Source organism: Mycoplasma sp. 6243 (assembly GCF_051200785.1).
Classification (GTDB): Bacteria; Bacillota_I; Bacilli_A; order Mycoplasmatales; family Metamycoplasmataceae; genus Mycoplasmopsis.
On record NZ_CP195154.1, the window covers coordinates 950,612 to 965,826 of the forward strand.

A 15,215-nucleotide genomic window follows, 5' to 3' on the forward strand; every position below is an offset into this window, starting at 1 on the left:
AACAAAATTATTTTTATCCGTTTTTTTTTTTTTTTTGGAAAATTTAATAAACTTATAATATGAAAATGAAAAAGAAAATAAAGACATTACTAGCAGTAGCTGGTTCTTTGGGACTATTTGCTGCTATTAGTGCTACAGGTGCAAGTGATTCATCAGCAAAATCTGCTGCTGAAACCCCTGCAAGCACCCCAACAAACAATCCAGTAGTTGCATTGCCTGACTACAAAATTTATCCAGGTGTGCAACAAATCAATTATGGAGGAAATAATACATATTCATTAACTGATACAGTAAACATCGTTTATGATGATAGTGTATCAGAAGCTACAATTAAAAGATTTGAAAATCTTTTAAAATCAAAACATATTTCTAATATTACTCGTAGCAAAAATTTATTATTTGGTAAAACCAATATCTTAATTGGTATTAAAGGTGATTCGGATAATACTGTTGATAACTTATTAAATACAGTTGGTATTAGTTCAAGTGAGTTAAAAGATAGTTCTTCAGATAATGCTGCAGATTTATTTAGTCACAATGATGCATATTATTTAAGATCATCAAATAACTTTATTACTTTGTATGCTAAGGATGCTGATGCGGCATTTTATGGTGCCACTACTTTGTGACATATCTTTAAACAAATTGATGGAAGCCAACTTCGCAATTTCACCATTAAAGACTGAGCTGATCGTGAAATACGTGGGCTGTCACTAAGAAATACTTCATCAATTAGCACCCTTGCATCCAAATTAGATTTAATTAACTATGCTGGTTACTTAAAATACAACAGATATTACTACCAACCACAAACTGATTTAAAAACCACCACATTATGATCATCGTTATATACCCAAGATGAATTAAAAGATATTAAAACATTGATTAAAGCAACTTCAGATAATGGAATGAAATTTGTATATTTTATCAATCCATTTGTAGGCTCTGATAAAATCACAACTGCAAATATGAATGATAAATTACCTCTTTTAAAAACTAAAATACAACAACTTTTAGATGTTGGTGTTAAAGATATAGTTATTGCAACACCACTTAGCAATGAACCATTTGCAGATGCAGTTTCTACTACTGGTACTTTATCTTCATCTGATTACACTACTATTGGAAATAAACAAAAAGCATTTTTAGATGATTTAGTTAAATGATGAAATGAACAAAGTAAAAGATATGATAATTTAGATACAAAGATTGGATATCTTGATTATCGAAACCGTTCAAATCCAAAAAATGGAAGTACATCCCTTAAAAGTTACTATGATCAATTCAATTCAAATGTACAATTATATATAGATTCTGGAACTGATTGACCAGATATTAATGGTTCAAACAACTTTACTGCAGGAAACAAAAAAATAATTTATATTCAAAACTGACATAAGGGTGAAGGTAGTTTAGATTATCTGATGTTAGGAATTAACCAATTCTGGTTAAAAACCTTACAAGATATTAGTGATAATAATAATCCTGACAAAAGCAATTATAAGTTTGCTAAAATTGATGGAATTGCAATTGATCCAAACCAAATGGAAGGACCTTCAAAGGTAACTTTATTCGATTTTGCAGATTATGCATGAAAACGTTGAGTAAATAACAAATTAACTGATTCAGATTCGTTAAGAATTGAACAAAGAACCCATCTTAATGCTTTAAATTTCGCAGTAGACCAAAGTTATAATGATCCACAATTAACAGATGCTTTATACAACATTTCAACCCACTTTTATAAATTATATTGAGACTTTAATCGAACCTGATTATCTAATGGAAATTTCGATTATAACTTCAAAGGATTCCCAGTTGAATCAACTGATATAAACTCTGCACCTAACTTTTATTTAGGTGGAATCGGTGATTCAATTCGTAGGGGAATCGATTCGGTTTCAAGAAGTGATATCAATGGATTAAGAGCAAAATTATCAAAACTAGTAGATGATATTAATTATGTATTTTTAGCGGCTGGTAAAAGTCAACTTGTTTTACAAACAAAACCATGATTGCAATCTTTATATGATTTGGCTAATGCGGGTATCATCGCTCTAGATGCTACAATTGCTTACAAAAATTCTGACTTTGTAGTATTTGGTAAATTAACCCAAGAAGCAAAAGTTGTCTACAATCGCTCACAAACATATAAAGCTATGATTAAGGGTGTTTTAAAAGCAATCCAAATAAGTGATTCAGATTTAAATAACTTTGTAAGTAATTTAACTAATTTTTTAACTAATTTACATAATAATGTTTTAGCAACTGTGGATAATTCATCATTAGGTGCAGTGCAAAAAACATTCTTTACTAACCTAAGTCGCGATGGTAGAGCTGACTGAGATCCAAGTCATTTAGAAGCAGATAACAGCGATTCAACATTTACATTTGATATTAGTTCCGATGGAAAATACAAAAGAATGAAAAAGGGTGATTATTTCGGATACCAATTCAGTCGTCCAATAACCTTACATGATGTATATGTAAAGATGTGATATGAAAAATGACGTTTATTATCTAAATTAAAATTACAATATCAAACATCTGATAAACCAAATCAATGACAAGACTTACAAGATAATAAAGGTGAAAAAAATATAGATATAACTAATTTAACAGTTTCTTCTAATAATCCACAGTCAGTTGCAGGTTCCGTAAGTGATCCAACTGCAACATGAGGAACAACCGAATTAGGTGAAAGCGGGATTGCAAATGTAACAGCAATTAGAATAGTTAATAATCAAGAAGATTCCACTAGCGATAATATGCTTTCACTAGTAAGTTTTATTGTTAATAAAGATGAGACAGTTAATTATGCACAAGATTTAAATCCATCAATTTCATCAACTGATTCTAATTCAAAAATTTCCCTTGTACAAGCATCGGCAAATGTTACTGATAAAAATTCATCATTTGCAACAAATGGATTAGTGCTTCAAGTTGCAAACAAAACTGATTTATTATTTGATAATTCAAATGGTACAGCAAACGGAATTTATTTACAAACTCCATCAGGTGGTTGACAAGCAAATCAAAGCATTGGATTTAAACTTCCTAAAAAAATGAGTATTACCCAACTATATTTATTCCAAACCTATCAAAATGCAGGTGACAGAATGAATGATTTTGCAGTTGAGTATCTAGATGGTGAACCAAGCACTGGTGAGTGAAAACAATTTGGATTCGGCCACTTAAATGGTTCTGCAATTCAAACAGTGTATGGAAATGCTACATTCCAATACTTTAGATTAGTAGTTAAAGGAACACACGATACAGGAAGTCGTTGAACTATCGGTAATATCCAACTTGAATCATTAAGTAATGAAGCTGATTTAAAGTTATTTCCGACAACTGATTCAAATCTTGTTTTAGATTCAGCGATTACTAATAACAAATTATCTAACTTAACCGATTCAAACGATGCCACCTTTGCATCATTTAAACATAATACAACAGGTTCATCGTCTCAAACTACAATACAAGATAATGATGATTTTGTAATTAATTTCAACCGTCCAGCAAAAGTAGCAGAAGTAAAGATAAAACAAGATCCACAAGCAAAAGTATCTGATATTAAAATCCAAGGGCTTGTTAATAATAAAGCATTTGATATCCCATCTGATAGATATTCTACCACTAAGGATGCACAAACTGGGGAAGTAACTATTTCAATTAATGATCATCCAACAACAACTTCTGGTTCTAGTGATCAAACTACTGCAAATTACAAAGAAGAATGAACAGGATTAAAAGTTATTGCTGAACATGTAGTTGCTACAGAACCAACAGCAGTTGCTGTTTCACAACAAGCAACTGATAGTGAACCATCAAGTCAGTCTCAACCACAACCAACACCAACAAACACATTAACACACTGAAACATTAAATCAGTCGATATTATCGAAAGACGTGTTAATATTTCTAAATATTTATTAAATCATAATGGTTCTTTATCAACAGGTTTCGATGGAAAAGAATTTGATTTATATAATAAAGAAGGAACACATAACACTCCTGTTACTGTTGATTTAAAACCAAATGATTCAGTAGGTATAGACTTTAATTCTGTTTATAAATTGACCAGTCTTTCTAGAAGATTTAGTGTTGCTGCTCAAACAAGCGATAAAACTGTTGTTTCATCCGAAGGAAGTAGTTCTGGTAGAAAACAAAATTCACCATTACCTGCTCCAGCTGTTTCACCAACTTCTCAACCAAAACAAGCAGCAGATGAACAAGGTTCATCAACTGATAATGCTAATCAACTAAAAGATATTAAAGTTCAATATTCACTAGATGGTTTCCACTGAACTGATGTAGCAATTAATGCAGACAATACTGATGTATTTGTTGCTAAAAATGCAAGATTTGTTCGTGTAATAAATACAGGTAGCAGTAATGTTAATTTATCATTTACTAATTTAAAAGCAAAAGTTACACCTGTGGTATATACAGTTAATGATGATGATCGTTTTGATACCACTGGATTAACACCAAAAGATTCAAAAGTGGCTGTGCCTGCAGTTGGAATTGATGATGCTCATAGTCCAGAAAAAATGATTGATCGTGATGCAACAACTTTCTATCAACCAAAGAACCCTAATTCACAAATTCTTTATCGAAACGAAAAAGGTTACTTTGATAATCTTGATTTAAGAATTATCACTGATACCAGTTATCCAGATGTTAGCGTATCTGCACAATATTTTGATACAAAAGATAACACATTAAAATATAGAAAACTAGGTGAATTATCTCGTAGTGATACATCATTTACCATTCCTCGTGATATATATGTTACTGGTATTCAAATTACATGAGGAAAAACTGTTCCTAAAATCACTGAGTTATTCGGATTCCATAATAAACAACTTAATGCAACCGATAAAACTCAATTAAGTGCTTTAATCGCAAAAGACCCTGATTACATAAGTCAATGAAGCAAAGAAGATCAAGACAGATACAATGAACTTAAAGCACAAGCAAAGCAAATTGTAAACAAAGACTTCCTTGCTACCCAAGAACTAGTTGATACAGTATACTTTAGTATGCAAAATGTTATTAAATATGCAAAAGTTACTTTAACACCAGATCAAGTTGCTAGTGCTTCAGCGAATGTAATCAGCAATGCTGATAACCAATATACTGATCAATCATATGAACAATACCAAGATGCAGTGACAGCACTGCAAAATGCAGTTGCAGATCCTAATAGTCTTACTGAACCATCATATAATCAATTATTAGCAAATGTAAAGACAGCACAAGATTCATTGAAACCATCAGTATTTGCTCGTGATTTAGTAAAAAGAGATTTTGATACATTTGAAGATATCAAAGCACAATTAACCCACTACAACCCACAAGCATATGCTAAGTTAGCAGATTTTGTTGAAGCAAATAAAGATAAAGTTAATTCGCCTGATACCAAGGTTACTGACTTAATAGCAATTAACAAAAAGTTTCGTGCATTAATGGATTCGGTTAAATCACAATTATCAGAACGTGGTGCTAAATATCAAGACTTTGTTAAAGAAGCAGACAAATTAACTGATATAGCATTAGGATACCATCAAAGTTATCCATCATTATATAATCAACTTAATAAAATAATTTCTGATCAAAGAAATATTGCTTCTAATCCAAATGCAGATTCAGCAACTATCGATGCTGCTAAAGCTACAATCGATGCAGCTATAGCACAAGTTCAAGCAAATATTGATAAACAAAATGCTGCAGTTGCACAGTTACAAAAATCTAAAGTATCAAATGAAAATGGTGTGTATACTATCGATTCATATAGCACATATACATCAAAATACAATGCATTAGCTAATTTATATAAACAACGTGCTTTCACAAATGATGTTACTGATAAACAAATTACAGATGCACAAAAACAACTTGATGACGCAACAAATGCATTAGCATTAACAAATTCTGATGTAGCAAAAGCAGAAGTAAAAAGTATGCTTGATAATTTATCAAGCATACCAGGTGTTGATCAAAGTCTTTTAAATGATTTGAAAACAAAAGCAAATAAAGCAAATATTTCAGATGATGAATTAAGATCATTATTATCTGATTTAAGAAGTGCAATTGTTGATCAGGATGAAAAATCATTAAATACTCTTAAACAACAAGCAAAAGATGCATTAGCAAATATCACTGATGCTGGTGTAAAAGCAGATTTAACTAAACAATTATCTGATGTTCAAAGTGTCTTGGATGCTCAAAGGTTAATGCAAGCAATCACCGATGCACAAAATGCACAAATTGCTTTAGATGCACATATTGCTAAAACAAAAGAAAAACTAACTTCACAAGCACAAGTTATTACTGATGCTGCTACTAAAGAAGCATTTCTTAAAAAAGTTAATGATGCAAATTCATTAGGTGTATTAAATGCATTAAGTAATGAATTAATATTAGATTTAGCACCAGTAGAAACTACCCCAGATGCTGCGACAAAAGCAAAAATTGATGAACTTAAAAAGTTAGCTGAATTTTTACCAACCCAAGAACAAAATGATTTTCTAACTCGTTTAAATTCATACGGAATAAAAGGGGTATCATTAAACCTTGATGCAATTGAAAATTCATTATTAGCTAATAATCCAAAATTAAAAGAAAAACTTGATGCACAAAGCAAACTAGATGCATATAACCAAACAGTTGATAAATTGAATAAATACATTTCATTGCTTCCACCAAAACTAGCAGCTGATTATCAAGAAAGATTAAATCCAGTTACTGATAAAGTCAAAGCATATGAAAACCTTTATAATTCATTTGTTCCAGAAGAAAAAGCAAACTTAGATGCGTTAATTGAGCAACTTAAAACTAGAAGAGATGTTTTATTAGAACTTTCTCAATCATTACCACAAAGCAATCAAGCAGATATTATTTCATCATTAAAAGACATCAATGTATATGGTATGGATGATCAAGCAAATGCTAAGTTGGACGAAATTTATCAAAAAATGGTTACAATTCGTCCAAGTCTAACTGATACATATACAAAACTACAAGCACAAAATCAAACAAAGAAAAAGATAGATAAATTAACAGATGATTTAGTAACAATCTTTGATTTAAATCCATTAAAAGATTCACCAGTGTTTGTAAATTACCAACAACTTGCAAAACTATATGCAAATGATGCGGATAAACTTGCTGGATTAAAAGATGAAATCTTAACTAAATTCTCTGATATTAAAACAGGATTCGAAGATAGACAAGTAAGAAAAGCAAGAGCTAAATTTAATGATATGGTTTCAGGTTTAAATGACCAATTAAAATTAGCAGCAAAAGCACAAGAAGAGTTACTTGATCCAAAATTCAAACAATTAACAGACCTTAAAAAAGCAGTATTAGGTTCAAATGCACAACAATATATGGATGCAGTCGATGCAGATGCACAAAAACCAAGATTATTAGATTTAATTAAGAGTCTTGATCAAAGCAATCAACAAGATTTGATAAATAAGGTTAATGCAGCAGCTACAACTAAACAACTTGATGCTCTTAAGAAAGAAATATTTACTTTAAAACCTGAACTTAAAGATGTTGATGCAAAAGCAAGTTTTGATACTCTCAAGGATCAACTTGTAAAAATGATTGCTACCTTAGCACCTGATTTACAATTTAATTACTATAAACAACTTAATGAATTTAAAGATCCAAGTCGATTAGCAGATTTAAAAGCATTTAAAGACAAGTTGTTATTTGATAATGTTGATTTAGCAGTTACACAAGATAGCAAATTAATTTATGATGCAATTAGCAAATACCTGCAAAAAAATGACAGTCCAACTAATAAAGAAAACTTGGATAAATTAAATAAAATTTATTCAAATACTAACCCACAAGTTGATTATGTAAATAATTTATATAACGAACTTAGCCAAAACTCTCTTGTTAAAGCAAAAATAGCTCAAGAGCAAAAAGCTCAATCATACACCGATGCTTTAAATAACATCAATGATTTAATCAACATCCTTCCTGCCGATAAACAGGCAGATCTTAGAGCAATGCTTACTGATAGTAAATTACTAAAAGCAAAACAAACTGTAGCATTGAACAATTTAGAAAATAAATTAAAAGAAATGCCAGCAGTGCAAAAGTTATTAGAAGATCAAAGTTATCAAGCAAATCGTGCTGATTTAATGTATATTATTTCATTTATTGATGCATCTAAGCAAGCTGAGTATATATCACAAATGGATGCATTAGGACCAAATGCTACCCAACAACAATTTGAAAGTCTTAAAGCAAAAATATATTCTGAAATTTCAGGACTACAAAAACAAGTTTCAGATAGTGATCAAGCAGCAAAAGCAGCGGCTGATGCTAAGAGTTTTGCTGAATTTAAGATTGCTCTCGATGCGCAAATTAGAAGCCTACCTAAGGCAAAACAAAGCAGTTATTTAGATGCTTTAGCAACATTAAATGCTAAATCAGATGCACAACTTACTGATTACCAAGCACTTAAAGGCAAATTATTAAACGAAAATCCTGATTTAAAAACTTCTGTAGACCAACAACAAGTTAAAGACCAATATCAAGCAACCTTGAATAAACTTATATCATGAGTAAATGCGTTAAAAGGTGATGATAAAATTGCAGCTAAATCTGAATTAGATAATCTTGATAACGATGCAAAATTATTAGTTTACACTGATGTTAAAGCAGATGTATTGAAAGTAGATCCTCAAGCCGAAACTAAGCTTTCCGAGCAAAAAGCACAAGAACAACAACTTGATAAGATTAAAAAACAAGAACAAACATTAGCAACCTGATTATCTGATCCAAGTATTTCAGATGTGCAAAGAAGTAAATATCAAGCCCAACTCGCTAAGGTATCAAGTAAAGATTACAATGTATTAGAATCAGATTTAAATGATGAATTAGATAATAGTAGTGTTGCTCTTGGGAAAATGACAGAAGCATTGAATAATGCTGTTAGTCAAGCACAAGAAGAAATTAACAAACTTCCTGATACAAATAACAAAAAAGCAGACTACCAAAACAGACTTGATATATTAAAAACAGGTTCATATAGCTTAGAAAAAGTTGCTAACCTTGAAACACTTAAAAAGGAAGTTGAAACTGAAGTTTCTAGACAGCAAAATGTAAAACCAGAGCAGTCAAAACCTCAACCTAAGAGCAATGGTGGAGTAATTGCAGGAGTTGTTATCGCTGTGTTAGCATCATTAGCAGCAATTTTAGGATTAATCTTCCATCTTAAACGTCGCAAGAACAAAAAATAAACATAAAAATCGCTTATAAAAGCGATTTTTTTATTAAAATATCAAAAATTATTAGTAATTAATAAATATTATGATAAGATAAATTAAGTATCGCAAATTTTATCTAAATTACATTATCAAAAAAAATATTTTGAAATATAAAATATTGTGATATGATTAATAACGAAGCATTTAGATGATTTAAAGTTCTTTGAAAACTAGATATAAAACATGACAGTCAATTTTTTCGAGAGTTTGATCCTGGCTCAGGATGAACGCTGGCTGTGTGCCTAATACATGCATGTCGTGCGAAGTTATTTATAACTTAGCGGCGAATGGGTGAGTAACACGTACTTAACGTACCTTTTAGATTAGGATAACGATGAGAAATTATCGCTAATACTGGATACCTTTAACTTTTGCATAAAAGTTAAATTAAAGGAGCATTTGCTCCACTAAGAGATCGGGGTGCGGAGCATTAGTTAGTTGGTAGGGTAAAGGCCTACCAAGACGATGATGTTTAGCGGGGTTGAGAGACTGATCCGCCACACTGGGACTGAGATACGGCCCAGACTCCTACGGGAGGCAGCAGTAGGGAATTTTCCACAATGGACGAAAGTCTGATGGAGCAACACAGCGTGCAGGATGACAGCCTTCGGGTTGTAAACTGCTGTTATAAGGGAAGAAAAAGTATTAAAGGAAATGTTAATACCTTGACGGTACCTTGTCAGAAAGCAACGGCTAACTATGTGCCAGCAGCCGCGGTAATACATAGGTTGCAAGCGTTATCCGAAATTATTGGGCGTAAAGCGTCTGTAGGTTGTATGTTAAGTCTGGCGTCAAAATTTGGGGCTCAACCCCAAATCGCGTTGGATACTGGCATGCTAGAATTGTATAGAGGTTAGCGGAATTCCTAGTGAAGCGGTGAAATGCGTAGATATTAGGAAGAACACCAACTTGGCGAAGGCAGCTAACTGGGTACATATTGACACTGAGAGACGAAAGCGTGGGGAGCAAACAGGATTAGATACCCTGGTAGTCCACGCTGTAAACGATGATGATTAGTTGATAGATACTATCGACGCAGCCTAACGCATTAAATCATCCGCCTGAGTAGTATGCTCGCAAGAGTGAAACTTAAAGGAATTGACGGGGATCCGCACAAGCAGTGGAGCATGTGGTTTAATTTGAAGATACGCGTAGAACCTTACCCACTCTTGACATCTTCTGCAAAACTATAGAGATATAGTGGAGGCTAACAGAATGACAGATGGTGCATGGTTGTCGTCAGCCTCGTGTCGTGAGATGTTCGGTTAAGTCCTGCAACGAGCGCAACCCTTATTCTTAGTTAATTATCTAAGAAGACTGCCCGAGTAATTGGGAGGAAGGTGGGGACGACGTCAAATCATCATGCCTCTTACGAGTGGGGCAACACACGTGCTACAATGGATAGTACAAAGAGAAGCAAAATAGTGATGTGAAGCAAATCTCAAAAAACTATTCTCAGTTCGGATTGTAGTCTGCAACTCGACTACATGAAGTCGGAATTGCTAGTAATCGTAGATCAGCTACGCTACGGTGAATACGTTCTCGGGTCTTGTACACACCGCCCGTCACACCATGGGAGCTGGTAATGCCCGAAGTCGGTTTAGTTAACTACGGAGACAACCGCCTAAGGCAGGGCCGGTGACTGGGGTGAAGTCGTAACAAGGTATCCCTACGAGAACGTGGGGATGGATTACCTCCTTTCTACGGAGTACATTGTTATTTATATAACAAATATTAACGACTATTTTATTTATGTTATGTGCTTTTGTTAATAGTCCAAAAGTTATATCTAGTTTTGAGAGAACTTTTCTCTCTTTTGTTCTTTGAAAACTGAATAGTAAAGATAAATTAATATGACAACGACATCAAAAAAAATGAGTCAATTTGTTTGATGATACCGAGTAATTATTTATAAAATAATTTATTAAAATGTCTTTGAATACATCAAATCAATAGGTTATATTGTCAACTTTTAAATAAGAAAGAGTGAGTTGTGGATGCTTGTGGGTCTGGAAGTCGAAGAAGGACGTGATTACCTGCGATAGTCCTCGTAGAGCCTGGATATAGTCTGCGACACGGGGATTTCCGAATGGGGAAACCTAATTAGAATAATATCTAATTGCATTGAAATGAATCTATAGTTTCAACTGACGAGACACGTTGTGAACTGAAACATCTTAGTAGCAACAGGAACAGAAAATAAACAATGATTCCATAAGTAGCATGAGCGAAATTGGAAGAGTCTCAAACCAACTTATGTTGGGGTTGTAGGACTATCTACACGAAGTTACAAATTGCACTGATAGCAAAAGAAGTTGGGAAGCTTCAGCATAGAGGGTGATACTCCCGTATGTAAAATTATTGCAACTTCTGATAGTATCCTGAGTAGGGCGAGGCACGTGAAACCTTGTCTGAATCCACCGGGACCATCCGGTAAGGCTAAATACTAACCAGACACCGATAGCGAACTAGTACCGTGAGGGAAAGGTGAAAAGAACCCCGGGAGGGGAGTGAAATAGAATCTGAAACAACTTACTTACAATTAGTCAAAGGCCGTTAATGGCTGATGGCGTACATCTTGCAGTATGGACCGGCGAGTTATATTAACATGCAAGGTTAAGCAGAAAAAAGCGGAGCCGTAGAGAAATCGAGTCTGAATAGGGCGTTTAGTATGTTGATATATACCCGAAACCATGTGATCTATTCATGAGCAGGTTGAAGTTTGGGTAACACCAAATGGAAGACCGAACCGTAGTACGCTGAAAAGTGCCCGGATGACTTGTGAATAGTGGAGAAATTCCAATCGAACTTGGAGATAGCTGGTTCTCCTCGAAATAGCTTTAGGGCTAGCGTGTGATGTTAAGAATTGGTGGTAGAGCACTGAATATGGAATGGCCGCGCCTAGTGGTACTGACTATAATCAAACTCCGAATACCATTTTGTATTATCATGCAGTCGGAACCGGGGTGCTAACGTCCCGGCTCGCGAGGGTAACAACCCAGATCGTCGGCTAAGGTCCCAAAATTGTGTTAAGTCAGAAAGGTTGTGAGATTTCATAAACAACTAGGAGGTTGGCTTAGAAGCAGCCACCCTTTAAAGAGTGCGTAATAGCTCACTAGTCAAGAGATCTTGCGCCAATAATTTAACGGGAGTAAAACACAATACCGAAGCCACGGGTACATTATGTACGTTAGAGGAGCGTTCTTAAGACAGTGAAGTTACACCGTAAGGAGTAATGGAGACTTAAGAAGTGAGAATGCCGGTATGAGTAACGATTTGTGGTGAGAATCCACAACGCCTATTGGGAAAGGTTTCCTGGGGAAGGTTCGTCCACCCAGGGTTAGTCAGGGCCTAAGGAAAGGCAGAAATGCGTATCCGATGGATAACAGGTTAATATTCCTGTACCACCTTAATATGTGATGGAGTGACGGAGAAGGATAGCACTACCTATAAATGGATTTTTTAGGGGTAAATAACAACTGGGGAAGATTAGTTAAATGCGTCTTCTAAAAGAAATTGCAACCGGAAGTTATGATGCATAGATTCTTTGAATCAAATTGTGTGATTTCATACTTCCTAGAAAAGCTTCTAAACTTTAAATATTTTGGTGCCTGTACCGAGAACGGACACACGTTCCCAAGATGAGTATTCTAAGGCGAGCGAGAAAACCAATGTTAAGGAACTCTGCAAATTAACCCCGTAAGTTCGCAAGAAGGGGTACCAGCTTGTAAAAGTTGGTCACAGTAAATTGTGAGGGGCAACTGTTTATCAAAAACACAGCTCTCTGCTAAACCGTAAGGTGATGTATAGGGGGTGAAGCCTGCCCAGTGCCCGAAGGTTAAGTGGATGCGTTAGCTTTATGCGAAGCGTTGAAATGAAGCCCGGGTGAACGGCGGCCGTAACTATAACGGTCCTAAGGTAGCGAAATTCCTTGTCGGCTAAATACTGACCTGCACGAAAGGCGCAATGATCTCTCAACTGTCTCAACATTGGACTCGGTGAAATTATGGTCCCAGTGAAAACGCTGGGTACCCGCATCAAGACGAAAAGACCCCATGGAGCTTTACTACAACTTCGTATTGGAACTTGGCCTAACATGTGTAGGATAGGTGGGAGACATTGATACTGAAACGCTAGTTTCAGAGGAGTCACCGTTGAAATACCACCCTTGGTATGTTGAGTTTCTAACCTACCACCGTGATCCGGTGGGGAGACAGTGCGTGGTGGGTAGTTTGACTGGGGCGGTCGCCTCCTAAAAGGTAACGGAGGCGTTCAAAGGTACACTCAATACGGTCAGAAACCGTATGTAGAGCGCAAAGGTAGAAGTGTGCTTAACTGCGAGACTTACAAGTCGAGCAGGTGCGAAAGCAGGACTTAGTGATCCGGCTGTACATCATGGAATGGCAGTCGCTCAACGGATAAAAGTTACCCTGGGGATAACAGGCTTATCTTGCCCAAGAGATCACATCGACGGCAAGGTTTGGCACCTCGATGTCGGCTCATCGCATCCTGGAGCTGGAGTCGGTTCCAAGGGTTTGGCTGTTCGCCAATTAAAGCGGTACGCGAGCTGGGTTCAGAACGTCGTGAGACAGTTCGGTCCCTATCTGATGTGGGCGTTGGAATATTGATGAGAGCTGCTCTTAGTACGAGAGGACCGGAGTGGACGTACCACTGGTGTTCCAGTTGTTCCGCCAGGAGCATAGCTGGGTAGCTAAGTATGGAAGGGATAACCGCTGAAAGCATCTAAGTGGGAAGCCTCCTCAAAGATAAGTATTCCCTTGAAATTCCTTGTAGACTACGAGGTTGATAGGATGGAAGTGTAAGTGTAGTAATACATTCAGCTGACCATTACTAATAAATTGATAGGTTTAAAAGTAAATGTATTCAAGACATTTTAATGAATTATAATTACTATTCAGTTTTCAAAGGACTATGCCTAAGGGGCATTTTTTAATTGAAAACACAAAAAAGAATAAAGAAATTTAATTAACATAAAAATATTTTAATATAGCAAGAATGATAAAATAAAAATCTAAAATTTTATGTTTTTATTTTTACAAAATTATGCTAAAATATATAAGCAATAAATAAGAAAAGTTTTTTTGATATATATAGTTTTATTGTATAATACTATAGCCAATACACGGAGAAGTAGCTCAGTTTGGTAGAGCACTACATTTGGGCTGTAGTGGTCGCAGGTTCAAATCCTGTCTTCTTCACCATTTCGGGGGGTTAGCTCATTTGGCTAGAGCGCCTGCCTTGCACGCAGGAGGTGGTGGGTTCGAATCCCATACTCTCCACCATTTATGGCACTATAGCTCAGTTGGTTAGAGCATCCGGTTCATACCCGGAAGGTCAAGAGTTCGACTCTCTTTGGTGCTACCAAAAAATCTATAAATTCGGAAATGGACCTATAGCTCAACGGTTAGAGCAACCGGCTCATAACCGGTTGGTTACAGGTTCGAATCCTGTTGGGTCCACCAATATGGGTGATTACCCAAGTCCGGTTGAAGGGAGCAGTCTTGAAAACTGCCAGGGGCTTTACGGCCCGCGGGGGTTCGAATCCCTCATCACCCGCCACCATAACTTAACATAATATGAATTTATAGAACATATCGCGGAATGGAGCAGTTTGGTAGCTCGTCGGGCTCATAACCCGAAGGTCACAGGTTCGAGTCCTGTTTCCGCAACCAATGGTTCAGTGGTAAAGTGGTTAATACGCCTCCCTGTCACGGAGGAGAACGCGGGTTCGATCCCCGTCTGGACCGCCATTGGCTCTGTAGCTCAGTTGGTAGAGCAACAGATTGAAGCTCTGTGTGTCGCTGGTTCGATTCCTGCCGGAGCCACCATCAAAAATTGCTATATTTTATAAACTGCAGTAAATTAGTTTATAAAATATAGCAATTTTTATTTTTT

The 15,215-nt window shown here is 35.4% G+C and carries 1 protein-coding gene, 8 tRNA genes and 2 rRNA genes; all 11 read left to right on the top strand.

Annotation, left to right across the window (positions count from 1 at the left end; genetic code table 4):
- Positions 1-65 precede the first annotated feature (65 nt).
- The 11 genes from ACR82Z_RS03945 to ACR82Z_RS03995 all read left to right on the top strand — a co-directional run bounded on the left by ACR82Z_RS03945 (position 66) and on the right by ACR82Z_RS03995 (position 15,148).
- Complete coding sequence (locus ACR82Z_RS03945) at positions 66-9,272, top strand: beta-N-acetylglucosaminidase domain-containing protein (RefSeq protein WP_435129102.1); 9,207 nt, start codon at positions 66-68, stop codon at positions 9,270-9,272.
- Between the two features lie 222 nt (positions 9,273-9,494).
- Positions 9,495-11,000, top strand: a 16S ribosomal RNA gene (locus ACR82Z_RS03950).
- A 269-nt stretch (positions 11,001-11,269) separates the two neighbouring features.
- Positions 11,270-14,175 (top strand): 23S ribosomal RNA (locus tag ACR82Z_RS03955).
- The 16S and 23S rRNA genes sit together here with 8 tRNA genes alongside, the layout of an rRNA operon.
- Positions 14,176-14,444: 269 nt before the next feature.
- Positions 14,445-14,521: transfer RNA gene (locus ACR82Z_RS03960), tRNA-Pro, on the top strand.
- A gap of 4 nt (positions 14,522-14,525) precedes the next feature.
- Positions 14,526-14,602, top strand: a tRNA-Ala gene (locus ACR82Z_RS03965).
- Between the two features lie 5 nt (positions 14,603-14,607).
- Positions 14,608-14,684: transfer RNA gene (locus tag ACR82Z_RS03970), tRNA-Met, on the top strand.
- A 22-nt stretch (positions 14,685-14,706) separates the two neighbouring features.
- A tRNA-Ile gene (locus ACR82Z_RS03975) sits at positions 14,707-14,782 on the top strand.
- 4 nt (positions 14,783-14,786) lie between these two features.
- Positions 14,787-14,879 (top strand) — tRNA-Ser (locus ACR82Z_RS03980).
- A gap of 36 nt (positions 14,880-14,915) precedes the next feature.
- Positions 14,916-14,992: transfer RNA gene (locus tag ACR82Z_RS03985), tRNA-Met, on the top strand.
- A 2-nt stretch (positions 14,993-14,994) separates the two neighbouring features.
- A tRNA-Asp gene (locus ACR82Z_RS03990) sits at positions 14,995-15,070 on the top strand.
- A gap of 2 nt (positions 15,071-15,072) precedes the next feature.
- Positions 15,073-15,148: transfer RNA gene (locus ACR82Z_RS03995), tRNA-Phe, on the top strand.
- Positions 15,149-15,215: the final 67 nt, after the last annotated feature.